This is a genomic window from Caulobacter sp. GW821-FHT09B11 (assembly GCF_059418205.1).
Genome location: NZ_JBWKPK010000023.1, coordinates 15762 through 40032, shown reverse-complemented (window position 1 = coordinate 40032; position 24271 = coordinate 15762). Strand labels below are relative to the sequence as shown.

Annotated in this window: 23 protein-coding genes; 9 read left to right on the top strand and 14 right to left on the bottom strand. The window is 67.6% G+C overall.

The features are described from left to right. Nucleotides 1–203 precede the first annotated feature (203 nt). Nucleotides 204–2399, bottom strand: a complete 2196-nt coding sequence (locus AC07N1_RS17190) for a hypothetical protein (protein ID WP_494672907.1) — start codon at nt 2397–2399, stop codon at nt 204–206. A gap of 277 nt (nt 2400–2676) precedes the next feature. Between AC07N1_RS17190 and AC07N1_RS17185 the strand changes: the two genes are divergently transcribed. Continuing rightward, nucleotides 2677–4590: a hypothetical protein gene (locus AC07N1_RS17185; protein WP_494672906.1), complete on the top strand. Its 1914-nt coding sequence runs from the start codon at nt 2677–2679 to the stop codon at nt 4588–4590. 237 nt (nt 4591–4827) lie between these two features. Here the strand turns inward: AC07N1_RS17185 and AC07N1_RS17180 are convergent, their stop codons facing one another. Both AC07N1_RS17180 and AC07N1_RS17175 read right to left on the bottom strand, forming a co-directional pair. Then, nucleotides 4828–5814 (bottom strand): DUF4238 domain-containing protein, encoded by a 987-nt coding sequence (locus AC07N1_RS17180; protein ID WP_494672905.1) that lies wholly within the window; start codon nt 5812–5814, stop codon nt 4828–4830. A gap of 52 nt (nt 5815–5866) precedes the next feature. Next, entirely contained in the window at nt 5867–6826 is a 960-nt protein-coding gene (locus AC07N1_RS17175; RefSeq protein WP_494672904.1) for a DUF2971 domain-containing protein, read from the bottom strand. Between the two features lie 163 nt (nt 6827–6989). Here AC07N1_RS17175 and AC07N1_RS17170 point away from each other — a divergent pair, with 163 nt between their 5' ends. The 4 genes from AC07N1_RS17170 (at nt 6990) to AC07N1_RS17155 (ending at nt 11556) form a co-directional block, all read left to right on the top strand. Further along, entirely contained in the window at nt 6990–7937 is a 948-nt protein-coding gene (locus AC07N1_RS17170; protein ID WP_494672903.1) for a hypothetical protein, read from the top strand. Between the two features lie 111 nt (nt 7938–8048). Continuing rightward, on the top strand, nt 8049–8375 hold the full coding sequence (locus AC07N1_RS17165; protein WP_494672902.1) for a hypothetical protein: 327 nt from the start codon (nt 8049–8051) through the stop codon (nt 8373–8375). Nucleotides 8376–8770: 395 nt separating this feature from the next. Beyond that, nucleotides 8771–10405, top strand: a complete 1635-nt coding sequence (locus AC07N1_RS17160; protein ID WP_494672901.1) for an ATP-dependent nuclease — start codon at nt 8771–8773, stop codon at nt 10403–10405. After that, a complete protein-coding gene (locus AC07N1_RS17155; protein ID WP_494672900.1) occupies nt 10402–11556 on the top strand; it encodes a UvrD-helicase domain-containing protein in 1155 nt (384 codons plus the stop codon). Before AC07N1_RS17160 ends, AC07N1_RS17155 begins: the two co-directional genes overlap by 4 nt. Before the next feature lie 10 nt (nt 11557–11566). On the opposite strand, the gene AC07N1_RS17150 is transcribed toward AC07N1_RS17155, so the two are convergent. Further along, complete coding sequence (locus tag AC07N1_RS17150) at nt 11567–13114, bottom strand: DUF4062 domain-containing protein (protein WP_494672899.1); 1548 nt, start codon at nt 13112–13114, stop codon at nt 11567–11569. A gap of 469 nt (nt 13115–13583) precedes the next feature. Between AC07N1_RS17150 and AC07N1_RS17145 the strand changes: the two genes are divergently transcribed. Continuing rightward, nucleotides 13584–14171 (top strand): HD domain-containing protein, encoded by a 588-nt coding sequence (locus AC07N1_RS17145; RefSeq protein WP_110119981.1) that lies wholly within the window; start codon nt 13584–13586, stop codon nt 14169–14171. A 68-nt stretch (nt 14172–14239) separates the two neighbouring features. Next, the gene (locus AC07N1_RS17140) at nt 14240–14746 is read left to right on the top strand and encodes a hypothetical protein (RefSeq protein WP_494672898.1); all 507 of its coding nucleotides are present in this window, start codon (nt 14240–14242) and stop codon (nt 14744–14746) included. Nucleotides 14747–14753: 7 nt separating this feature from the next. On the opposite strand, the gene AC07N1_RS17135 is transcribed toward AC07N1_RS17140, so the two are convergent. The 10 genes from AC07N1_RS17135 to AC07N1_RS17090 all read right to left on the bottom strand — a co-directional run bounded on the left by AC07N1_RS17135 (nt 14754) and on the right by AC07N1_RS17090 (nt 22417). Beyond that, nucleotides 14754–15644 carry a TraB/GumN family protein gene (locus tag AC07N1_RS17135; RefSeq protein ID WP_494672897.1) on the bottom strand — a complete coding sequence of 297 codons (891 nt, stop codon included), beginning with the start codon at nt 15642–15644 and terminating at the stop codon, nt 14754–14756. Between the two features lie 49 nt (nt 15645–15693). After that, nucleotides 15694–16365, bottom strand: a complete 672-nt coding sequence (locus AC07N1_RS17130; RefSeq protein WP_494672896.1) for a hypothetical protein — start codon at nt 16363–16365, stop codon at nt 15694–15696. Nucleotide 16366: 1 nt separating this feature from the next. Further along, nucleotides 16367–16561, bottom strand: coding sequence for a helix-turn-helix transcriptional regulator (locus AC07N1_RS17125; RefSeq protein ID WP_110119977.1), 195 nt, complete (start codon nt 16559–16561; stop codon nt 16367–16369). A gap of 7 nt (nt 16562–16568) precedes the next feature. Continuing rightward, nucleotides 16569–17162, bottom strand: coding sequence for a hypothetical protein (locus AC07N1_RS17120; RefSeq protein WP_494672895.1), 594 nt, complete (start codon nt 17160–17162; stop codon nt 16569–16571). Between the two features lie 12 nt (nt 17163–17174). Continuing rightward, nucleotides 17175–17624: a hypothetical protein gene (locus tag AC07N1_RS17115; protein ID WP_494672894.1), complete on the bottom strand. Its 450-nt coding sequence runs from the start codon at nt 17622–17624 to the stop codon at nt 17175–17177. An 82-nt stretch (nt 17625–17706) separates the two neighbouring features. Beyond that, nucleotides 17707–17973 (bottom strand): hypothetical protein, encoded by a 267-nt coding sequence (locus tag AC07N1_RS17110; RefSeq protein ID WP_494672893.1) that lies wholly within the window; start codon nt 17971–17973, stop codon nt 17707–17709. A gap of 160 nt (nt 17974–18133) precedes the next feature. Next, a complete protein-coding gene (locus AC07N1_RS17105; RefSeq protein WP_494672892.1) occupies nt 18134–19027 on the bottom strand; it encodes a kinase in 894 nt (297 codons plus the stop codon). A gap of 27 nt (nt 19028–19054) precedes the next feature. After that, a complete protein-coding gene (locus tag AC07N1_RS17100) occupies nt 19055–19939 on the bottom strand; it encodes a TraB/GumN family protein (RefSeq protein WP_494672891.1) in 885 nt (294 codons plus the stop codon). A gap of 74 nt (nt 19940–20013) precedes the next feature. After that, a complete protein-coding gene (locus AC07N1_RS17095) occupies nt 20014–21042 on the bottom strand; it encodes a 2'-deoxycytidine 5'-triphosphate deaminase (RefSeq protein WP_494672890.1) in 1029 nt (342 codons plus the stop codon). A 73-nt stretch (nt 21043–21115) separates the two neighbouring features. Next, nucleotides 21116–22417 carry a nucleotide disphospho-sugar-binding domain-containing protein gene (locus AC07N1_RS17090; protein ID WP_494672889.1) on the bottom strand — a complete coding sequence of 434 codons (1302 nt, stop codon included), beginning with the start codon at nt 22415–22417 and terminating at the stop codon, nt 21116–21118. Nucleotides 22418–22625: 208 nt separating this feature from the next. Between AC07N1_RS17090 and metZ the strand changes: the two genes are divergently transcribed. Together metZ and apaG are read left to right on the top strand one after the other, a co-directional pair. Further along, nucleotides 22626–23810, top strand: coding sequence for an O-succinylhomoserine sulfhydrylase (gene metZ, locus AC07N1_RS17085; RefSeq protein WP_494672888.1), 1185 nt, complete (start codon nt 22626–22628; stop codon nt 23808–23810). Beyond that, on the top strand, nt 23791–24255 hold the full coding sequence (gene apaG / locus AC07N1_RS17080; RefSeq protein ID WP_494672887.1) for a Co2+/Mg2+ efflux facilitator ApaG/CorD: 465 nt from the start codon (nt 23791–23793) through the stop codon (nt 24253–24255). The genes metZ and apaG overlap by 20 nt, the downstream gene beginning before the upstream one ends. Nucleotides 24256–24271 lie beyond the last annotated feature (16 nt).

Genomic DNA, 24271 nt, shown 5'->3' with positions numbered 1-24271 from the left:
CGTCGCAGGGCGAACCCAAATCGCAAGCGAAAGTAAGCATCATTCGAAAGGCTGCAGCGCCGGCGCCTCGCCATCGAAAATCGGTCGCATCCAAATGTCGTCCAGCATCGGCTGGCCTCTGTCCTTCCTGACGAATTCGCGCCAATTGCTGCGGTTGACACGGATTTTCGAAAGCGCTCCTCCGGTCCGTTCAGGGACGGACATCAGGTCCGGCGGGCTGAGGTCTCGATCTGGCCGGCGGTCTGCATCACGCCAATGAAGTCGTAGGCGTGCCCCGTCTTCGGGAAAAACCAGTAGAGCAGCAGCAAGTTGTCCTGCCCGCCCTGCAAGCCGGCCGAACGTGATGCGTGACCGATGTTCTGCCGGAACTGCTCTGGTGAGTTGGGGGCGCCTATCGCGAAGGCGATCGTGTGTTTGTAGTCGCGGCTCCCGAAGGTGATCCCCGTTGTGAAGAAGTGGTTTGGCTTGCGCTCCACCGCTCGCCATCCTTGCCGCACCAAGCTCTCGAAGGTCTTCTGTCCCTTCAGGTCTGCACACAAAAGGCGGTAGCCGAACCGCGTCCATCCGACAGGCCGAGCATCTTCCAGGGCGTTGAGCAGTCGGCTCCATAAGTTAGAGCGCTCAATTGGGAACGCCAGGGTTCCGGCGGCGCGCCGCTCGCTGTAGCCCGCCGCCAGCGAGATCGAGGCTCCGTAGAGCTCGAATGGTGTACCATCGAACTCGGCCTCACCAACATTGAACTGAGTGTCTAGATAGAAAGCGAGGAGATCGAGTTCGTCGGCCGTGTAGCGCGCGTTCTTCTCGAAATCCGAGCGCCGGTGCAGGTAGTGACAGCGCTCAAGTTCGAGCGTCAGCACCTCGAACACGGTTTCCAGCTCGAAGACGCTCATGGTCGGAGCAATATTGGTGGTGGATGGCAGCAGGCCGGCTTCGACCAGTTGCGGCCAGTGCGCCGACAGCGAGCCCAAGGAATCGAAGACCACGGTGACCCGCGTAATCCGGCGGACCGCTTGCGGGTCCAAGGCCAGGGGCCCATCGGCTGTTGTGAAGGTGACGGGTCCGCTGGCCTTGGCGACGCGGTCCCGGAATCGTTCAGACTGCTCCGAGCCATCGACGACCAGCTTCTTCAGATCGCTCTTCAGGCGCTCGGGTGCGCCCCGGCGCGCCGGGGCGCTGATGCGTCCCGACTTGGCTTCGAACACCAGCACGGTCTTGTCGATGACGGCGACGACATCGGATTCCCATTCCTTGTCCTCGTCGTCGACCCATTTGGCCTTCGACCAAACGTCGGCATGGGGCAGACCAGCCTTCACGACCTGCTTGAGCTTGATCTCCAGCCAATCGCCCTTAGCCCGCTCCCATCGCTCTTTGAGCTTGACGTCATCGGCGCACAGGTCTTCGATCACTTCGACCAGACCAGTCCCCAGGCTGGCAGAATTGGCGGCGAAATAGCTGCCGTCATCCAGCCGCACGAATGGCCGCAGACGGACGGGATTGGCGAGCTGGATGCGGTCCGCCGGCACGTGCGCTAGATCACCGAAGCGATAGGACAGTCTGTCGAGGAAGGCCCGTAGAGCGGTCTCCTCGCCTGTGCGGAAGCGCGCGTCGATGTCCTCGTACCGAAACGTGAAGACGCCGGCCAGCAGGCGCTCTGCGGTGACCCACATGAGACCGAAGAGGTGTTGGTGCGACAGCCCGGGGCGGACCGCCTCTGCGCGGAACCGCTCGGCGGCCTCTTCCGGGAACCGGGTGCAGAACGCGTCCACCTTGTAGGCGCGCGATCCGCGCTCCCATATCCATTTCCGACGCCAGGCCCGATCCGCATTGAAGCGCTGAGACAGCAGATCGAAGAAGCCCTCGATCAACTTGACAACCTCGTCCAAGGTGCAGCCGAACTTCCTATGGAAGGCCACGTCGAGTGAAGGCGCGACGTTTTTGAGAAACCCGAGCGTCTGGTGGATGTGCCGCGCGCCCCGGACTGCCAGCGACCATCGCTGGACCTGATCGACGAGCGCCAACCGGGCGTCTTCGGTCGGATCTTCGGCGACCCGGCCGCTGGAGCGGTCGAGAAAGGCTGCGGCATGGTCGGTGATGAGGGTCATTGCCCGCCCGGCCATGGCCGCGTGATCGGTGTCCGCGTCGGTCGCGGTCCTCGGCTTGGACAGATAGAGCGCCTGCAGCAGCTCCAGGTGAAACACCTGCACCGTTTGTCGCTTTTGGCGCTGCGGATCGCGGCCCAGCGAGTAGAGAAGCGAGAACGCCAACCGCGCCATCACCTCGACACCGTCGCTCTCCTTTACGAGTTGTTCCAGCTCGGCCAAGGTCGCCTTGAAGCTGGACTGCGCCGAAACGCCCTCAGCGGGTGTGGCGGTAGCCACGGTGGCGTTGATTTCACGCAAGGGACTAGTCGGACGGTGCCTCTTGGCCATGGGTCCTCGCTGAAGGGTAACGACCCGCAGGCCGTGGCTCGTCGGCCATTTGCCCTCTGGGGTCCGTTATCGTCACCGACTATTTCTGATTGAACACCTTAGCGCGCCCAATCCGTCGTGCTGGACTCGGCGGCCTAATCCTTGAAAACTATTTCTATCAATCCTGAGCTCGGCTCTGCGACAGGCCCGGTCGTAGGGGCCGATTGCGCCCCTGGTGTCCGGACGCGACGCAGCGCAGGATTTGGTCGTGGCGCGTCTGGATCATGATCATAGCCCATGGCGGCGGGGAACGGTTCGCCTGGCGTTCGGCCAGACGGCCGAGGGCCGCATCGTCTCGATCCACGAGGTGGTCAGCGGACGCGCCTGCGGCTGTATCTGTCCAGCCTGCGAGGAGCCGCTGATCGCCCGCAAATCCGGCGCAAGGCCAAAGCCGCGGGCGGACCATTTCGCCCATGCGCGTGATGGCGCCTGTGTTGGGGCGCTGGAGACGGCCCTGCACAAGTTGGGTAAACAAATGGTCATGGACGAGCTGGGGCTTACTCTGCCGGCCATCTCCGCCGAGCGCGAGGGCGTACGCCGGCAGACGCATGCCGCCAAGCACCAGGTTTTCGAGTCTGGAAAGATGGAAGTGGTCTTTCCGGGTGTGGTGGCCGATGTGGTCCTAAGACGGCGCGCCAGCGACCTGATCATTGAGATTCTGGTCACGCATGCCTCCGACTCCGAGAAGGTCGAAAGAATCCGCGCGCAGAAGACCTCGGCCATCGAGATCGATCTGTCGAAACTGCCGCGCCGCGCCGATCTCGAGACGGTGCGGGAGGCGGTGCTGGTCAGCGCCCCGCGCAAGTGGCTGTTTAATCCGGCCCAGGACGCGGTCGAGGCGCAGGTGACTCAGGTCTTAGCCGACCGGGCCGAGGCCGCGCGCCAGAAGGTTTTGCGCCAGGCCAAGACCCTGGTGGGCCATTGGGCCGCCCTCCCTCGCCCCAAGGATGGGACTTACCTGCCTGCCGTCCGCAGCGCGCTCGCCCAGATCGAGGCCGTGGAACTCTCCGCTTACATCGGCGTCCCGGTCTCACGCGGTGCGAAGGCGTTCAACGTCTCGCCCAAGGCTTGGCAAGCTCTCGTCCTGAAGACGGTGGTGATCGACCAGCAGCCCTGGCACGGGCGTAACGGCCTGTCGGTGGTGGCCTTGCGCGAGCGCCTTGAGCGCCAAGGGTTTTTGCCGCCGCTGTTCGGGGTTTCGCGCGACGCCGAACTGATCGCTGCAGCGCGCGCGCTGGCGCCGGACTTCAACACACCCACCGGTTTGATTCGCGCCTATTTGAGGGGCCTGCAGAAGGCGGGGCTGGTCGTGGCCGACAACGACCTTTGGCGCCCGCCGCTCAAGGTACACCAGCAGATCCTTCAACAGGCCCGCGAGGCCCGCGAAAGCCAGGATCGGATCGACGACCTATGCATGCGCCTAGAGGAGATCCTCAAGCGCGCTGGACCGGAAGGCAACGGTTTCGACCGCGAGGCCTGGCTAGGCCGATCGGGACCCGTCAGCCCTCCGCCCCGGGCGGTGGCGGCGAGCGGTGGCGCGGCCTGGAAAGCGCTCAAAGCGGCGTTTGGGCTGATCGACGGGGCCTTCTGGCGCTACGACGCGTCCGTCGACGTGATGGGCCTTCCCCTGCGGCCCGCACTGGAACGCGCCGAGCAGGCGCGCAAGGACGTGGCTGAACGGCGGCGCCTGGCGGCCGAGGCTGCCGCCTTGGCGGCGGCGGACGATCGGGAGGCCCGGTTCCGGGCAGCTGCCCTAGTCGCGCGCGGTGAAAGCGCGGAGGCCTGGATGGCGGGTCCGGCACCGCCAGAAAATCGCATGACCCGAATGGAGGCGGTACGTTCCAGCCCCGCGCACTTACAGGCGGCCCTGCAGGCCCTGACCGAGCGGCTGGCCAAGCAGCGTCGCGAGGAAGCTCAGAGGATCGTGGCCCAGGACGCCCTGGCGGAGCTTTGGGCCGTGGCGAACACCGAACACGGAGAGGATTGGGCCAACACATTCATCAGCAATCCCGACCCGCGGCTGGGCGGTCGCCGTCCCCGCGAGGTCTGCGTGGATCCCACCGGTTTAAAGATGTGTCTGGAGCTGGTGCGTCCCAAGCGCGCGGTTCGACGGGGGCGATAACGCCGGAGGCTTAGCGATCGGCGGCGTCGCCCCAGCGTTGAGCCTTCGTTCGAGCTCGAACGCCGGCGCCAGCACGGTGTCGAACAGCGGGACCTTGCCAAAGATCATTGCCGCCATCAGCTCATAGTCGCGGGCCAGACATCATGCACCCCGTCCGCCATGGCTCAGGGCGGCGCCGGCCCGCCGCAGATGGACCTGCTAAGCCCATTATGATCGACTCTGGGCCGACGCGACCCGTCAGGCCGCGTTGGTCGGCGCCCAACGGGGCTTGTCCGGACGGGCTCCAAAGGTGAACCGCGTCGTCAGCATGCTGCCCTTAGCCAGGGGAAGATGCTGGAAGTCCGCGATCGGCGAGTGCTCGGCGAAGAGGGCGAGTTTCGGGCCCAGTTCCGCATCGGCGGCGAACACGAAGCGGTAGCCGAACCGGGCGATCAGGCCGTTCAGCCGCTCTATCTCCGCCTGGTCGCGGATTTCCGCCCGGCCGATCTCGTCGCCGGTCTTGAGGATCGGCAGGCCGGTGCGCCCGCGCAGCAGCAACCGGCGCGTCAGCGGCACCAGAAGCACGGCGGGTCGCCCCGGTGGGGTGTCGTACGGGCGCAGCCGGTCGGTCGGCTGCTCCGGGTCATAGTGGATCACCGGGTTGTCGCTGGTGATGAAGTCGATCGGCGTGGCGTTGTGGACGACCTCGAAGCCCAGGCGCTCGATAAGGCTCGCCAGACCCTTGAGCAGGTGCGGCATGGCCTGCAGGCTGCGGTTGGGATCGATCGAGATCACCACCTTCTCCGCGTCCAATCCCGCCGGCCACGGCGGAAGATCGCCTCGGGCGTCCAACTGGCGCAGGGTCATGCGCACGGCCTCGGCGTCGAAGCGCTCGACCGCGTCGCGGGCGGCCGGCACCCGCACACGCAACAGGGCGATGAATTCGAAAAGGACCCCGGCCTTCGCGCCGAGAGGACGGCAGGCCGCCAGATCCGCAACCAGGCCCGGCCAGGTCGTTTCCACGCCGCTGAACAGGTCCTCCAAGGTGTTGTTGTCGGCGTGCCCGTCGGGCGTGACCTGGGAGTAATAGTAGTTCTCGAAGGCGATGCGGTCGGGCTTAGACTTGAAGACCCGCGTCGGCTCGTCCTTGGGATACGCCGCAACCTTCCCGGCCCCATCGGCAAATCCGTTCAGATAGGTGACGGGCACATAATGGTGACGACGCTTGTCCGGCGCTGGCGGCATGGGAGAGCTTTCTCTTGGATCGCAGGAAGGGCGACGATGTTTGGTGTTTGGCTTAGGTCGGCACCGCCTCGCTCGCCTGGTCGTCCACCTCGTCAAACCATTCCAGACGGTCGCGGGCGCGTCGTGGCAGAGCGCGGCAAAGCTCATCGGTGTCCAGGGCTTCCTTGACCAAGTCGAAGGTGCCCGGCCGACGGTGGATGTCGAAAAATGTCACCCCCTGCTGGCGCGTCTCCAGCGCCCGGAACACCGCATATTGAACGGCGGTGGGACAGCGCAGGCCGAAGACGACCTCACTGAGCTCCAGGGGGCTGTCCTGTGCGCCGCGATCGCCGATCAGTCGCCACTCGTCCTCGTACATCCAGTCGGGGGCCTTGCGCAGCAGGACCGCCTGATCGACCCGTTCGCGCGCGCTAGCCACGCCGCGCAACATGGCTTGGACCAGGCTGGCCTTGACGACCGGCGCGCCGCCGTATCGGACTTGGTGGAGGTTGGCGTCCTCCGGCACGGTGTAGCCGATGCACAGGCCGTGGTGCTGGTCGCCGTAGTGGCTCCACATCAACGGGCAGTTGGGGCGAATGCCCAGTGACACCAGGCCCTTGTCGTAACGCCGCATGAGCTCGGTCTCAACGCTGCGGCCCAGGAGGTGCTGCAGCGGGTCTTCGATCTCGTGCTCCGGATCGGTGGCGTTGTACCGGATATTTTCCAGCAGGCGCGTGAAGGTCAGCTGGCTTTGGCGGGCGATGTGGTCGACCGTCTTGGGACCCTTGTAGCGGATGGTCCTGGCGGCGGCGGACAACTCGGCGGTCACCCTCTGGATCACCAACTGCTCGAGGACCTTTTCCAGCGCCGCGGCGTCCAAGTCTGCTTCCAGGCGCGGCTTGGCGTCGAGCGGATCGTTGAAAGTGCTCGGATCGGCGAAGAACAGCGTGTCCTCCACCAGCATCTCCAGCGTCCGTTGGCTGAAGGCGCGGTACTTGTAGACCCGCTCTGGCCGCTTTCGTCGCCGCGTCATGGTCTCTGCTCCCCGGGGGCCCTTCCGGCCCAGGCCTTGGCGATCCGGCCGGATCGCGGCGGCGTCGGGTGGATTTCGTCCAAGCTTGAGCACAATGTCCAGCAGAGCCGTCGTCCGACTCGCAACCTCACGTTCGGGCCCCGCCCGCAGACCCCTGGAGCCGATGCCGAATCCGACCGCTTCAGTCGCCAAACCCGTCCCGTTCGATCCGGCCGCCTACGGTTTTGACCTGAACGGCCGCGAATGGGTTGCGCTGATCTATATCGCCGTCTTTCTGGCGGCCTTGCTGATCTGGCCGACGGGCCGCAGAAGCCTGTGGGGCGTCGTGAAGGCTGCTTTGCAGCCCAAGCTCGTGGCGACCTATCTGGCGGGCAGCGTCTACGTCGCCGTGGTCGTAGTCGGGCTTTCAATGGTGGGGGCCTGGCGGCCGTCCAACCTGAAGACCACCCTGGTGTGGTGGGCGACGGTCGCGCTGGGCAGCGGGTTCTCGGCGATGAAATTGGCGGCGCAGCCGGGCGCGGCGCGTCGGCTGATCGCCGAGGCGATCGCCTGGACCGAAATCGTCGTCTTCCTGTCGGAGGTCCACACCCTGCCGCTTTGGGGCGAGCTGCTGCTGCTGCCAGCCATGACCCTGGTGGCGATGATGCTGGCGGTGGCGCCCCGCGACCCCGACACCGCCATCATCGTCAAGCCATTGAGCGGCCTACAGGTCTATGTCGGCCTGGCCATCATCCTGTTCAGCCTCGTGGGGGTCTTCAAGGAGCCCGAGGACTTCCTGACTTGGAACACGCTGCGCGAGTTCCTCGATCCGATCCTGCTCTCCCTGGCCCTGATTCCGTTCCTGTTCGTGCTGGCGATGCTGATGGAGACTGAGTCCAACTTCACCTCGCTGCGGATCCTGGGCGGCGATCCGGCCCTGGCAAGCTACGCCGAGCGCCGCGCGCTGCTGGCCTTGGGCGTCGACTTCGACGGCGCGCGACGCCTGGCCCGCGACATTCGCGGCCGTGACATCGCCGACCGGGCCGGCGTGCACGCCGCCATCGCCGAGATCAAGCGGCAGAAGCAACGCGAGCGTCATCCGCCGGCCGTGGCGACCCTGGACGGCTGGTAGCCAGTCCCCGCCTGCCTGGCCTTGGCGGGTCTTGGCGTCACGGCCGGCGACTATCACCGTACGACCGGGGAGTGGCGGGTCCAGGCCCCATCGGTGAAGGTGGCAGAGGGCTTGTTCGAGCCCCGCGTCTCCTACTACGTCGCTGGCGTCGAGGACGCAGCCACCCGCCTTCGCTTGCAGGCCGATCTACTGGCTCCTGGCGGCGAGGGCGATCGGGCCTATGCGCGACTGGCCGAGCGCCTTTTGGGATGGGCGTTGGGCGAGGCGGCCGTGCAGGCGGTCTCACCGCACCTTTTAGACGGCGCGGTTCGGATCTTCCGGTTCGAACTGGCGGAGGTGAGCCTGGAACATCACGCCTGGGGCAAGGGCAAGCAGTCGGGCTACAGCCGGGGCGTCGTTATCCGCCATCGCGCTCATTTAGAGCCCGTGTACGGTTAGCGGACGCTATCCTCGACGACAGCTGGCCGTTGGCGTCTGCCGAGCTCGTTTCGGTCGAGGACCCTGATCTCGGCCTTGTCGAGATGGATTGGGGTGGGGAAGATTGGGAGGAGTAGGCGCCAGGTCGTCGCCACCAGCGCCGGAGCGGTCCGTCCCGGATGCCGCCCTGCCAGCCGCAAAACCTTTCCGACTGCCCTGATCGGTTGTGCTTTGCGCAAGGCTCGCCTTTCCGGCCCGGTGGTCGCCATACTGCGAATCGCGCGCCCGGCGGTCGACCGGGAGAGAGTCGGGGAGAAGGGCGTGGATTTGGCCAAGATTCAGTGTTGCCGCGAGCAAGAGCGTGGAGGCCGGGCGCTTCTCGTCGCTGACATGCCGGCTAGGTCCGGGATCCGCCCATGAAGATCGCCAAGGTGAAGATCACCAACTTCAAGTGCTACGAGGAGACGTTCTCCCTGACGCTGAACGACGGGCTGAACGTCATCGTCGGTAACAACGAGTCCGGGAAGACCACGATCCTGGAGGCGATCCATCTGGCGCTGACGGGGATGCTGCACGGGCGCCCGCTGAAGGGCGACCTCACCAGCTACCTGTTCAATCTGGCCGCTCAGGACAGGTACGTGAAGAGCCTGGGCACGGCCACGCCTCTGCCGCCGCCCGCCATCACCATCGAGCTGTTCTTCTCGGGCACCTCGAGCGAACTGGCCGAGCTGGAAGGCGACGGCAACTCCGAGAAGCTCAAGGCCAGCGGCGTGGTCTACCGGATCGAGTTCGACGAGGAGAACTACAAGGGGGCCTACGAGGCGCTGGTGAAGGCCGGCGAGCTGACCTCCATCCCGGTCGAATACTACACCGCGACCATGCGCTCCTTCGCTCGAAAGGGGATCACCGCGCGCAACATCCCGATCAAGTCCGCCCTGATCGATTCCTCCAGCGCTCGGCTGCAGAACGGGTCAGACCTCTATGTTTCACGGATCATCCGCGACGTGCTGGAGGAGGCCGAGCGGGCGTCGATCTCGCAGGCCCACCGAAAGCTCAAGGAGGCGTTCGTCGAGGACAAAAACCTCAAGCTGATCAACGAGCGCATCACCAAGGCCGCCAAGATCAGCCAGAAATCGGTGAGCATCTCGGTCGATCTGTCTTCCCAGACCGCCTGGGAGAGCAGCCTGATGACCTACATCGACCTGATCCCCTTCCAGTACATCGGCAAGGGCGAGCAATGCGTGATCAAGACCAAGCTGGCCCTCAGCGCCAAGAAGAACGCCGAGGCCACCGCCATCCTTCTGGAAGAGCCGGAAAACCACCTGTCGCATGCGCGGCTGAACGAGCTAATCGCCGACCTCACCGACCAGCACGGCCAAAAGCAGATCATCATCTCGACGCACAGCAGCTTCGTTGCCAACAAGCTGGGCCTGGACCACCTCATCGTCCTGCGCGACGGCAAGGTGGTGCGGATCTCCGAGCTGGGGGCCGCCGACTTCTTCAAGAAGCTGGCGGGCTACGACACCCTTCGCCTGGCGCTCGCCGGCAAGGCCATCCTCGTCGAGGGCGACTCCGACGAGCTCGTCGTTCAGCGGGCCTATATGGACGCCCATGGCGGCAAGCTGCCCATCCAGGACGGCATCGACGTCATCTCGGTCGGCACCGCGTTCCTGCGGTTCCTCGAGTTGGCCAGCGCCCTGAAGATCCCTGTCGCCGTCGTCACCGACAATGACGGCGACCCTACCGCAGTCGAGAAGAAGTACGCCGCCTACAAGGGCTCGGAGACGGTCAAGGTTTGCTTCGATCCCGTCGTCGATGAGGGCGACCTGAAGGTCAAGGACAAGCCGTTCAACTACAACACGTTGGAGCCGAAGATCCTGAAGGCCAACGGGCTGGCGGCGCTGAAAGCCGTTCTAGGCGCGTCGGCCACGACCGAGGACGACCTTCGTCTCCACATGCGCGCCAACAAGACCGAGAGCGCCCTGGCCATCTTCAATTCCAAGACCACGATCGCCTATCCCGACTACATCAAGGAGGCCATCGGGCCGTGAAGGGCGAGAACAAGATCGTCATCGCCGCGGCCGGTTCGGGCAAGACGACCTACCTCGTCGACGAGGCGGTGAAGATCAAGGATCAACGGGTCCTGATCACGACCTACACCGAATCCAACGAGGCGGAGATCCGCCAGAAGTTCTTCGAACGCGTCGGCCATGTGCCGGCGAATGTGGTGATCATGACCTGGTTCAGCGTCTTGATCACCCATGGCGTCAAACCCTTCCAGGGCGGCCTGTTCGATTTTCCTGTCACCGGGATGCTCCTGGTTCAGGCCCAGTCGGGGATCCGGTTTCGTAACGCCAAGGGCATCGCCGTCCCCTGGCCGGAAGCCGACATCGACAAGCACTTCTTCGACTCTGCTGGACGGGTTTTCTCAGACAAGCTCTCCAAGCTGGCGATCCGCTGCAACGACAAGAGCGCCGGCGCCGTGATCGACAGGATCAGTCGAGTCTTCCCCCACATCTTCGTCGACGAGGTCCAGGACCTGGCCGGTTACGACCTCGACATCCTGGCCGCGCTCGCCCGCAGCCCGGCCCGATTGCTCATGGTCGGCGACCCTCGCCAGGTCACCTACCTCACCCACAATGAAAGGCGTTACGGCAAGTATGCCGACGGCGGGATCGTCGCCTTCCTGCAGCAGGAGCTTCCCAAGAAGGTCGTGGTGGAGATCGACGAGGCGACCCTGAACCAATCGCACCGCAACAGCGCGGCCATCTGCGCGGTGTCGTCCCGGCTGTTTCCGGCCCTGGCCGCCAGCCAGGCCTGCGCCTGCGGGCCTTGTCGGGCGGGTCCGCCAGCCGGCTCGGGGGTGTTTATCGTGCGGCCCGCAGACCACGGGCGCTACCTGGCCAGCGTCAGGCCCATGCAACTGCGCGACAAGATCACCAGCGTCGGCGTCGATACGCGATTGCCGGTGATGAATTTCGGCGAGTCCAAGGGCCGAGGTTTTGACCATGTCGTCATCCTGCCGACGGGTCCGATGCAAGACTGGCTCGCCGATCCCCTGTTCGACCTCAAGCCCCAGAGCCGAGCCAAATTCTACGTGGCCTTGACCCGGGGTCGCCATAGCGTCGCCGTCGCAATGGATTGGGGCCCAGGGCCGCTACCGGCCGGCTTTTCGCTGTACGCGCCCGCCGCTGCCACTTGAGGCCGCTGACCTAACCAGCGTCGCCCGGGAACGACGGCGATCCATCCGCGAAGCCGGCGGCCAGCCAGAGGTCGTCGAAAGCGTCGCGCAACAGGTCGGCCGATAGGGTGGTTCCGGCGGGGAAAAGGATCGGCGCCGTTCCCAGGCTGGGCTGCCGGAAGCGTCCGACCCGGCCTGGTCCCGCGAACCGGACGGGTTCGAGGTCGTGGAGGCTCAAGGCCACCAGCACCGGACCCGCCAGCCCGATCTTGCCAAGCAGCTTGAGGCCGCGATCGACCGTGTCGACGATACGCTGTTCGAGCGCGAGACCATCGACGAGGATCTCCTCGTCATCCTCGACGGGTCGCCCAAGCGTAAAAAGCTGCTCAATCACCCCAGGCCGCAACAGGCGTCCGCTCCAGTCCGCTTCGGGATTGGGCCGTTTACCGATGGGTCGGGTCGGGCCATGGGCCCACCACTGGGTGTTGTCTTGGTTGGCCACGACGTGGGGCGCGCTTTCTGGCGCCAGGAGTCCACGGTGGGCCTGGATCCTGGCCAGGTCGAGGCGCGGAGCTTCCAGCGCCTGAGCGGCGATGAGGTAGATGTAGGCCGACGGCTGCGAGACAAGACAGGGCGGGTTGTTGGCTACCCGATTGTTCTGCGTGTTTATCCAGAGATCGCGCAGCCGTTGGCTCAGCTCCGGCGTGGCCGCTTCGGGTCCACGCGGATCATACTGCTTCAGCGATGCGGCCGCCTCCCAACCTGCATGGACGAGCCGGAAGATCTCGCGCTTGTACGATGTCGCCTCCACCAGGCCGTAGGCGTCCAACTCCTCGATGGCGGCGAACCATCGCGCCGAGGCGCGGGGGCTGCGATCCTCGCCGAGCATGTCGACCCGACCCGCCTTGATCGTTGCGCCGCTGTGGCTGCGGTGGGTCATGATCGTGCCCTCTTTGGTTTCCGCGGCCGCAACCAGGAGCTTGACCGCTTCGTCGCTGAGGGTGACGCGCCGCTCCCCCGCCGCAGGAGCCGCCTCTTCGGCGCTGGCCGGCGCGAGCTCGCGGGCAAGATGGACGTTGTCGCGAAGGTTCAGTTCGAGGCCGCGTCGGAACTTGTCGCGGAAGTCGTCGGGACTGTCGAATTCGGCGACCAGCCCCTTGGGCATCGCCCAGGCCTTGAATTCCTTAAGCTTGGCGTACTGCTCCTGGTCGAGGTTGTCGGGCATGATGGGCGCGCGTGAGAAGTACAGCATTGCCGGCTTGCCGGCCTTGATGTGCTCATCAATTTCCTCGACGGTGCCGCTGGCCGCCACGCCCGTGGGACTGCCCAGGCGCGTCCAGAAGATCCCGACCAACAGGTCGCAGTGCGCCAGCAATCGATCATTGATCATCTGCTGGGGGCGACCGCTCAGTTCCGGGGCCGAGTGGGTCTCCCAACCCACCGGCACCAGCATCGTCTTCCGGGTCCGGCCGTGCAGGATGTTCCAGTCGTTGAGAACCTCGCGGATCACCTGTCGCTCAGCAACGACGTCGCCTGGTGACGCGATCATCACTTCCAACACCTTGGCCGCGTACGCCATTCGCCATTTTCTCCCCTGCGCCGCACCGGGACGCGAAATCCTACGTAGCTTTGCTGAGGCGATATCGACAGCGCCAATGTGGCGCCGGCAACCACACCGTCTAGCTCCCGGCCCTGGGCGACAGGCTTTGACTTGGCCGGTTCAATGGCCAAGGCTGGGTCCCGCGTTCAATCCCGACAGCACACAAGGCGTCGGGTGTCCTCACTCTCCGAAAGCTTGATCCGTGGGGGGCCATCTCGGGGGGCGTAGCCGTAGTTGGCCGGTGTCTTGGCCCCACCAGAAAGGAGACCCTCTCAAGTTCAGCGATGAGTCAAAAACGGACCCTTGGCGCTGGCCGCATCGGACATTGAACGAGACGGCTACTAGGCCCCGCCGCAATGCGATGCCCCCTCTCCCCGCCCGGAAGTTGACGACCGCCCCACACGGGCGCAGCCTCGGCGTCAAACAGACGTTCGGGAGGAGGACGCCAATGGCCGACGGCGAGGAGCATCCGCGGGCGCGGTTTCACGCCATGACCGAAGGCACGGCCGAGGACTGGGGGATCATCGCCCGGGCGGCCGGCGACTACGGGCGCGAGCTGCCCGACCGGCTGATCGGGCACCTCAAGCTCCTGCAAGGCGACTGCGGCGGCTTCGCGGTCGATCGGCTGGAGCACAGCCTGCAGACCGCCACCCGCGCCCACCTGGCCGGCGAGGACGAGGAGTACGTGGTCTGCGCCCTGCTCCACGACATCGGCGACATCCTGGGGCCGCGCAACCACGCCGACATCGCCGCGGCGATCGTCCAGCCCTTCGTGTCGGAGGCCAACCACTGGATGGTGGCCAACCACGCGATCTTCCAGGGCTACTACTTCTTCCACCACCTGGGCCTGGACCGCGACATGCGCGAGGCGTTCCGGGGCCATCCGCATTTCGAGCGGACGGCCAAGTTCTGCCACCAGTACGACCAGCCGGCCTTCGACCCTGCCTATGAGACGATGCCGCTGGAGGCGTTCGAGCCGATGCTGCGGCGGGTGATGAGCACGCCCAAGCGCTCGATCTACCTGCGCCCGGAATGAGCACCCGCCCAGGTTGCTCCGGACCCGGCCTCGCCTAAACTGCGCCGGACGATCTGGCGGGGGAGAACATGGTCGACATCCAGGGGACCGCGATCCATGGCGCCGCGTGTCCGCACTGCGGAACGCACAACAACTTCCATGCCGACGCCGCCGCCATCGCCGCGCAGTGCGGACGGTGCGACCGCAGGCTGTTCGAGGGCAAGGCCCATGAGGTCGGCGGCGACGCGTTCCTCGCGCACAGCCTGGCGAGCGATCCGCCGCCGGGCAAGATACCGCTGCTGCTGGTCTGTTTCGGGGTCGGCTTCGGCGTGACCCGTATCGACGCCGACCGCTACGCCAAGCTCTACGAGCCCAACCTGCGCGTCCTTAAGATCAACGCCTTCGAGCACCACGAAGCCCTGGCCGGCTATGCGGTCAGAGCCGTGCCGACCGGCCTGCTGTTCCAGGCAGGAACCGTCGTCGCCAGGGCGCTCGGCGCGCCGATCCCCACGGGGGACCCGTTCGCGCGCATGCTGGACGAGCATGGCGTGAAGCGGGCCGTCCCGTTGCGCGGGGCGCCGGCGGCCGAGGCCTGAGCGGACTTTACTGAACCCGCTGGGCCTTGATCCCGAGCTTGGCCAGTTCGACCTGGACGCTGTCGGGGCCGACCAGGTGGCCGGCGCCGACGGCGACGAAGCTGACGCCCTTGCCGTTCAGCTTCGTCTTCAGCTCGCCGGCCCAGGCGGTGTTGCGGGCGATGATCAGGCTTTTGTAGAGCGGCGGATACTTGTCGCGCATCTCGGTGACGAACTCGGCTTCCAGCGCCCCGAGGTCGCCGCCGGCCCAGGCGGTGACCAGGGCGTCGAGCTTGGCCGGACCTTCATCGACTTCTTCGAGGGTCGACTCCAGCAGGTCGATCTCGTCCTTGGCCGGCAGGTCGGCGAAGAAGCGGATCTGCTGCTCGGGGGTCTCCAGCCCGCTCAGGGGCTTGCCGGCGGCCTTGGCCTGGGCGGTCAGCACCTGCTCGACGCCCTTCTGCGGGTCGAAGCCGGCTTTGAGCATCGGGCCCAGCGCCAGGGTGACCGAGGCCATCCAGGGACGCATGGAGTCGAAGGCCGCGGCGGGCATGCCCATCTCGGCCGCATAGGCCTTGGCCTTGTCCCAGTCGGCGGGCGACAGCTTCTTCGACAGCGGCGTGGCGCGATCAATGCCGTACTGCATGATCAGCGGCTGCATCACGGCCACGTCGTCGGCGCCGACCACCTCGGTGACCAGCTCGCCCGAGGCTTTGAGGGCCTCGTCCAGCTTCGGCGTGCGCCACTGGGTCTGCGGACGCAGCACGTGGACGGTGCCGAAGAGATAGATCGTCGAGTCCTTGTCCTTGACGACCCACAGGGCCGGATCGGCCAGGGACGGCGTCGCCGCGCCGAGGGCGATGACGGAGGCGAGGCCGACGACGGCGCGGCGAAGGGTCTTGATGGACGACTGGAACATGCAGCTCCCCTGCTGGACGGTCGATCTGAAGGCAAAAGCGGACGGGCGGCTAGTCGACGATCCCGCGTCGCCAGCCCACCAGCATGGAAATGACCAGATAGCCGATCATGGTGACGTTGAAGGCGTCCCACAGCGTCATGGCCGGCAACAGGGCCAGCTTCTCGCCCGCCGCCCACAGGAACAGCAGGCCCTGCAGCAGCACGAAGGAGACGGCGGCCGTCTCGGCCATGATCCGGCGCAGCAGCTCGTCGCTGCGCATCCACAGGCCGATGTTGGCGACGGTCTGCAGCAGGAACAGGGCGATCAGGCCGGTCATGACGGCCGAGGCCAGCAGCGGCGACAGCGGGTCGAACAGGGTCACGGCCAGCGGCGGCGCGGCCAGCATCACGCCGGCCAGGATCAGCACCAGGCCCTGGCCGGCGTAGAACCGGACTTGAGCGGGGGTGGCGGCGCGGGCGTCGTCGCCGTTGATCCGCCGGCCCAGCGCCTTGCGGCTGCCGGCGAGGCCGGCGGTGAACAGTCCCCCGAAGATAAGGAACGCCGCCAGGAGAAAGGCCAGCATGTCGCCGCCCGACGGGTCGAACCTGCCCCAATGTCCGTCGCGCTTGAGGCCAAGCAGCCAGCGCCCGGCGAAGAAGCCGACGGGCAGGCCGGCGACCATCAGGATCAGCGCCCGGCGGGCGCGCGGCGAAACTTTCGAAACTTGCGGCTCGGCGCTCATGTCAGGCCTCGTCCTGGAAGATGGCTTCGATGGGTTGGCCGAAGAGACGGGCGATCCGGAAGGCCAGCGGCAGGCTGGGATCGTACTTGCCCGTCTCCAGGGCGTTGATGGTCTGGCGCGAGACGTCGAGCCGCTGGGCCAGGTCGGCCTGGCTCCAGTCGCGTTCGGCGCGCAGCACCTTGAGGCGGTTCTTCATCGGGGGATCAGCGGTAGCGCCAGGAGACCAGGCCGTGGGCCAGGCCGAACAGCACGGCGAACACCGGCGCGACCACCCACAGCTGGAGATGCGGCGCCAGGCCGAAGCCCTCCAGGATCCCCCAGGCGGTCGCCAGGGTCAGCACGCCGCCCAGGGCCCACAGCAGGCTCTCGACCGCCACCCGCCGCAACAGTTCGTCGGTCTCGCGATGGAGGTAGATCCCAAGGCTGGCGAAGGCGCCGACGAGGGCCAGCGCCGGGGCCAGGGCGGCGGCGTAGCCCAGCGCGCCTTCGGCCAGTCCGGCCGCGTGCAGCCTGATCGCGCCGAACAACAGCAGGGCGTAGGCGGTGATGGACGCCAGGAAGCCGATGAGGAAGCCGCGCAGCGGCGGGCGCACCGGGTCGCCGCCGTAGAGCCGGCCCGCGGTCGTGCTGAAGGCGACGGCGGCGAGTATCATGCCCACCGCGCCGATATAGCTGGGCCATTCGCCGTCGCCGGTCAGGAGCAGGGCCATGGAACCGCCGATTCCGCTAACGGCGATGATGGCCAGGGCGGCCGGCTTGGCCTCGGCGGGACGGGTCTTCTTCTTGAAGGCGTTCATCGTGCTTCCCCCTCAGCGCCGCGCCAGCCACCAGCCGGCCCAGGCCAGGACGTAGCCGGCCGCCTGCATCAGCAGCATCGCGAGCATGCCGAGCGCGAGCCAGATCGCGGCCTTCTGTTGGCCCAGGACGGCCTCCAGGGCCGGGCTCTGCGCGAACAGCACGGCCAGCAGGCAGGCCACGCCGCCGAGCGAGCCGCCCCACCACCAGGCGAACTTGTGGGCCTCGCGGGCGGCCTCGTCGAGAACCCGCCAGTAGACGATCGACGCGGTGATCGCCGCCACGACCGTCAACGCCACGACGCCCAGGAAGATCGCGACGGTCGCATCCTCCGACAGCTGGACGCCGCTGCGGCGCATGATCACCTGCGCCAGGCCGATCACGCCGCCGAGGGCGAAGCTGAACAGCGCGGTGGCCTTCAGCACGCCCTGCGCCGAAACCCTGCGGCGAACCCCTTCCGACATGCCAAGCACCCCCGTCAAAATGACAAGGAACATTGACATGAAAAGTCAGAGCCGTGTCAAGGACACTGTACAGAAATCGCGTTTAAGCCGCGTCGCGCTCCCCGCGCCAGTGGAGCGGCATCGGCGGGGTGACGCCCAGGGCTTTGGCCAGCCAGTGGGCCCTGGGGTCGGCGTGCAGCAGCCAGCCGTATTGCGAGAAGCGGTCGCCGTAGTCGTCCCAGCGGATCACCCGGCCCTCGGCGTCGCAGCGCCAGACGGCCTTGTCGCAGCCGGGAATGCGCTCGGCCCGCTCCCAGGCGGAGACGCGCTGGCTATGGGTCGAGAACGGGCCGGAAAAGAGGCGGTTCATGACGCGATGGCTCCTGTCGATGCGTGCGGATCCGAAACCGAATCTGCGTGTAATCGCAACAACTGGACACTAGCACTTGATGACCATTAACGTGACCAACACCATATGTAGTGCGACGCCGTGTCGCGCGACAGCTTGAGCAGGTCGCCCGTCTTGCCTTTTAGGCGACTCGCGGCGGGGTAGGCGGCCGTCGGTTCGCATCCAGCCGCACGTGCATGTCGCCCCGCCCCGGCAGGTCCTGGGCGCACCAGGCCGTCAGCCGCTCGTAGTGGTCGAGGAAGCGCTCCAGGGCCGCGGGATCCAGCCCCCCTCGCCTGCCCTCGGCGGCGAGCCGCGCCTGAAGCTTCGCCTCCTGCTCGCGCCGCCAGGTCCGAACAGTGGCGAAGTCGGGCGCGGTCAGCACGGCCAGCCAGTCGAGGAGGCCGAAGAGCTCGCGATAGGGTCCGGCCAGGGCGGCGTCGATATAGCCGCGCCAGGCGCCGCCTGCGTCCTCGTCGCGCTCCAGGGCGTTGACCGGCTCGGCCAGGGCCGCCGGCCCCTGCGGTCGCGCGCCCAGGCACCAGCCTTCCAGCAGAACCACGTCGGCGGGACCGTCGAACACCGGCCAGGCCGCGCGCGGCGCGCGGTCGTCGGCGGCCTTGTCGAAGCGCGGCAGGGCCGTGCTCCCCTCCCCGGCCAGGCTGTCGAGGGTCGAAAGCCCCAGCGCCACGTCGTGCGTGCCCGGCGGACCGCGCGTCGCCAGCAGCGGATGGACCTCGGCGGCCAGCGCCTGGCGCTCGGCGCGGGTCAGATAGAGGTCGTCCAGCGACAGGACCGCGACCTTCAGCCCCTCGCCTTCCAGCAGCCGGGCGACCACCGCCACCAGGGTGGACTTGCCCGCGCCTTGCGGCCCCGACAGGCCGGCGACGAAGCCCGGGCGGCCATGGGCGCGCGCGGCGACGGACAGGCGCTCGGCCAGCGGCCGGTGCAGCGCGTGGAAGGTCTCGACGAAGTCCGGACCGAGCCGCTCGTCGCGCATGAAATCGGAAAGCCAGGACGGGTCGGGCGCGCTCATGCCCCGACCATGCACCGCTTCGCGCGGTTACTGCACCCGCCGCACGCGATAGCCGCGCGCCTTCATCAGGGCCGGCAGGCCGTCGGGTCCGGCCATGTGCAGGGCCCCGACCGTGACCAGTTCGACGCCGGAGCCGGCCATCTCGCGGTCGAGGACTTCGGCCCAGGCCAGGTTACGGCGCCTGAGCAGGGCTTCGTACAATTCGGGTCGGTCGCGGCGCATGCCGGCGACCAGGATCGCGCCCAGGCGGTCGACGTCGCCCTTCAGCCAGGCCTTCTGCAAATCCACGCCCCGGCGCGGCGGCGCGTTCTGCTCGGCGGCGACGTCGTCGAGGTATTGCACCTCGACCGCCTCGGGCAGGTCGGCGAACAGGCGAAGCTGCTGCTCGAAGCTCTCGAAGGCCAGGACAGGCTTTTCGGCCTTCACGGCCTGGCGGGTGACGGCCGCGTCGGCGCCGCTGGCCACCGAGCCGCCGGCCTGCGTCATCGGCAGGACGGACAGCATCATGGCCGCCGCCCAGGGCCGCAGGTGATCGACGCGGTCGAGGCTGGCCCCTCGCTGGTCCAGCGCCGCGCGCAGGCTGGCGACGGTGCGCGGCGGCAGTTTCTCAGTGAGGGAGCGGTCGACATCGACGCCGTAGCGATCGACCAGGGCCTTCACGGCGGCGGGGTCGGCGTCGACGCGGGTCTCGAACCACAGCTTGCCGGCCTGGGCGTAGGCGCGGTCGAAGGCAGGCGTGCGCCAGCGGAGGTCCGGCGACAGCACGTGCATCGAACCGAACAGATAGATGCGGGAGTCGCCGTCGCTGACCTCCCACATGGCCGGGGCGGCATGGGCGACGCCAGACAGCCCCGCCGCGGCGGTCATGACCGCCAGCAGGCGCCGCACGCCCTTCACCCACGCTGAAACCATCGCTTCCCCCGACAGGAATACGATCTCAGCCTAGAGCGAAGGGGGTTAATCGCGCGAGCGCGGAGCGCTGCGGCCTAACGCCACGGTTTGAAGTGCTTCGAAAGCTTCAGCCCCTGCCGCTGATAGTGCGAACCGCCCTCGCCGTAGAGGCGGGCCGGACGGGCGGTCAGGGGTTCGTAGACCAGGCGGGCGACGGTCTGGCCGTCCTCCAGCAGGAACGGGGTCTCGTGGCTGCGCACCTCGAGCACGCCCTTGGAGCCGACGGCTCCGGCCTCTTCCGTGCCGAAGCCCGGATCGAAGAAGCCGGCGTAGTGGACGCGGAACTCGCCGACCGACGGGTCGATCGGGGTCATTTCGGCCGCTTCCATGACCGGGATCTCGACGTCGTCCTTGGACGCGAGGATGTAGAACTCGCCCGGATCGAGCAGCAGCTCGCCGTGGCGGGTTTCCAGCGGCTCCCAGAAGTCGCGCGGGTCGTGGCCGTCCTCGTGGTCGAGGTCGACGACGCCGGCGTGGCGGCGGCCGCGGAAGCCGACGATGCCGGTCTCGCCCGGGGTCAGGTCGACGCCGACGCTGCGGATCGCCAGCTTGGCCGGCTCGCCGCGCTTGAGGCGCAGCTGGTTCAGGCGCGTACCGGCCCGGACCAGCACCGAGAAGGTCTGGGGCGCGATCTCGATGTAGAGCGGCCCTTCGTAGCCGGCCTCGATATCGTCGAAGGCCTTGGAGCGGTCGCTGAGCAGGCGCACGAAGACGTCGACCCGGCCGGTCGAGCTCTTCGGGTTGCCGCGCGCGGCGACGTTGGCCGGCAGGGCCAGGCGCTCCTGGATTTCGGCGATGTAGACGCAGCCCTTCTCCAGCACCGCGCCCTTCGACAGGTCCAGCTCGTGCATGGCCACGTCCTTGAGGCGGTCGGGCACGCGCCGCGCGACGCCCGGCAGGAACGAGGCCCGCACCCGCCAGCAGCGCACGCCCAGGCGCAGGTCGAGGCTGGCCGGCTGAACCTGGTCACGGTCGAACGGCGTCTGCGAGGTGATCGCCTCCTGGGCGATCAGGTCCTCGATGGTCTGGCAGGGCAGAATCCCCGCGAAATGGGCGTCGGTCATCGGCGGCACACTCTCTAAAGCGCCGCCGCGAGGCAAGGGCGCTATGGGAGCCGCCGCGAGAATCTGGACGGCGTCAGGCCCGCTTGAGCAGCCCGTCGAGATAAAGCGCGCCGGCCATGGCGCCGTCCTCGGCCTGGATGACCGGCGCAAGGGCCTCTGCGGCGGCCGCATAGGCGGGCCGCTCCAGCAAGATCCGCAGAGCCTCTGTGGCGCCGCCGCGCTCGTAACGGTCCGGCCGAAGCCTGCGCCCCACGCCCAGTCGCTTCACCCGCCGGGCGTTGTCGGGCTGGTCGCCCAGGAACGGCGTCACCAGTTGCGGGCGTCCCGATCGGAGGGCCTGGGCGGTCGTGCCGATCCCGCCGTGATGGACGATGGCCGCGGCGCGCGGAAAGACCAGCGAATGGGGGGCGTAGGCGGCCACGAACACGTCCCCTCCCCGCTCGCCCTGAAGGCGCTGCGCCTCCTCCGCCCCGGCCAGCAGCACCGCTCGGCGTCCCAGGGCGCGCGCCGCTTCCAGGCTCACGCGATAGAAGTCGCCCGGCGCGTGGACCGCGAAGCTGCCCAGCGAGAACACGATCGGGGCCGGACCGGCGTCGAGGAAGGCCGCCAGGGCCGGATCCAGCGCCTGCGTCCCGCCCGACTCGCTGTCGTAGGACGGAAAGCCGACCAGGGTCAGGCCGGCGGGATGGTCGGGCTGGACCGGCGCGAAGCACGACGAATAGAGGCCGAGCATGGGCGCGCCGTCGCCGTGGCCGCAGTCGAACAGGGCGTCGGCGCCGGCGTGGGCGACCCCGAGAGTCCGGCCCAGACGGCGCAGGGGCTTCAGGGACGAGGCGATCCGGCCGCGCACCAGCGCCCGGACGAACCGGTTCCAGCCGACCGCCCCGGCCGAGCGCGGCGAGAAGACGTAGGGCGCCGGCCCGGTCTCGGACGGGTCGGTCGCCGACTGCAGGAAGATCGGCGCCAGGGCGACGCGGACCAGCGGCAGGCCCAGCGCCCGCGCCGCCAACGGCGCGCCGAAGACGATGTTGTGGGTCACGACCATGTCCGCGCCCTGAGCCGCGGCCCGGACGTCCTCATAGGTCTCGGACAAAAAGGGCATCTGCAGGTCGCGCAGCAGGAAGTCGGGATCGCGCGACATCCGCTCGAACACGTCGGCGATATCCAGGCCCAGGCGCGCCCGGATCTCCTCGGTGCTGGGCCGCAGCGGGCGAAACTCCAGCCCCTCGGCCTCGGCCTTGGCCCGGTGGTCCTCGTGGGTCGCCAGAACGGGAACATGGCCCAGGCGCCGCAGCGCCAGGGCGAGGGCCAGGAAGGGATGCAGGTCGCCGAGCGACCCCGTGGCCGCCAGCACGATCCTTCGTCCGGCCGCCATCCACGCCCCCTCTAAACCGCCCGTCTGGATGGGAACCGCAACGGCTCGCCATGGCAAGGCTTGCGACGCCCGTCAGGCGACCGAGACGATCCTCTCGCTCGCCTGGCGCGCTCTGACCGTGACGAAGCGGTGAAAGATCGCCTATACCCACCGCGATTGCGCCCGTCGAAGCGGCGGGCGTGGGCCTTTTCGTCATCGGGAGTATCGCGTGTCCGAAGATCCGAAGAACTGGGACGTCGCCACCAAGCTGATCCGCGGGGGTCTGGCGCGTTCGCCGTTCATGGAGACCGCCGAGGCCCTCTACCTGACGCAAGGCTTCACCTACGACAGCGCCGAGGGCGCCGATCGCCGCTTCTCGGGCGAGGAGCCGGGCTTCGTCTATTCGCGGTTCAACAATCCGACCGTGAAGATGTTCGAAGACCGCCTGGCCCTGCTGGAAGGCGCCGAGGTCTGCCGCGCCACGGCCACCGGTATGGCCGCCGTCCACTCCTCGCTGATGGGCCTGGTGCGGGCCGGCGACCACGTGGTGGCCGGCAACGCCCTGTTCGGCTCGTGCCGCTGGCTGATCGCCGAATGGCTGCCCCGCTTCGGCGTCGAGACCACCTTCGTCGACGCCACCGACATCAAGGCCTGGGAAGCGGCCATCCGCCCCAACACCAAGGCCGTGCTGATCGAGACGCCGTCGAACCCGGTGCTGGCGATCACCGACATCCGCGCGGTGTCGGAACTGGCCCACGCCGTCGGCGCCAAGGTCATCGTCGACAACGTCTTCGCCACCCCGATCTTCCAGCAGCCGCTGGAGCTGGGCGCCGACGTCGTCGTCTATTCGGCCACCAAGCACATCGACGGCCAGGGCCGGGTGCTGGGCGGGGCGATCCTGACCACCGAGGCGATCAACGAGGAATTCTACCGCGACAGCATGCGTCACACCGGCCCGTCGCTGTCGCCGTTCAACGCCTGGGTGATGCTCAAGGGCCTGGAGACCCTGGACCTGCGCGTGCGCCGCCAGACCGACAGCGCCCTGGCCCTGGCCAACACCATGGCCGAGCACAGGAAGGTGACGCAGGTGCTGTATCCCTTCCGCCCCGACCACCCGGGCTACGCGGTGGCCAAGCAACAGATGAGCGGCGGCGGCACGGTGATCGCGCTTGACCTCGGCACGCGCGAGGCGGCCTTCAAGTTCCTGAACGCGCTGGAGATCGTCGACATCTCCAACAATCTGGGCGACGCCAAGTCGATGGCCACCCACCCGCCGACCACCACCCACCGCTCGGTGCCCGAGGAGATGCGCCCGCTGCTGGGCGTGACCGAGGGCGGCGTGCGCCTTTCGGTGGGCCTGGAAAGCCTCGACGACCTGACCCGGGATGTGATCCGTGCGCTCGATCAGGCGTGAATCCAGTCCGCCCCTGAAGCGGATCCGTCGGCGCCGCGGCGCCGACACCGGCATCTACGAGGCCCGCACGCGCGACATCGTCGTGCGGGTCGCGCCCTGCTACCTGCCCGAGGAATCCTCGCCCGAGCAGAGCCTCTACCTGTGGGCCTACACCGTCGAGATCGAGAACCATGGCGTCGAGACCGTTCATCTCGTCGCACGCTGGTGGAAGGTCACCGACGCCATGAACCGCAGCAACGAGGTCGAGGGCTCGGGCGTGGTCGGCGAGCAGCCGGAGCTTCGCCCGCGCGAGGCCTTCCGCTACGTGTCCAACTGCCCGCTGCCGACGCCCTCGGGCACGATGGTCGGCCGCTACCAGATGGTCACCGAGGCCGGCGAGCCGTTCACCGCCGAGATCCCCGAGTTCTCGCTGCACCTGCCGGGCGCCGCGCGTCGGGCCAACTGACGCGCGGGACGGCGAG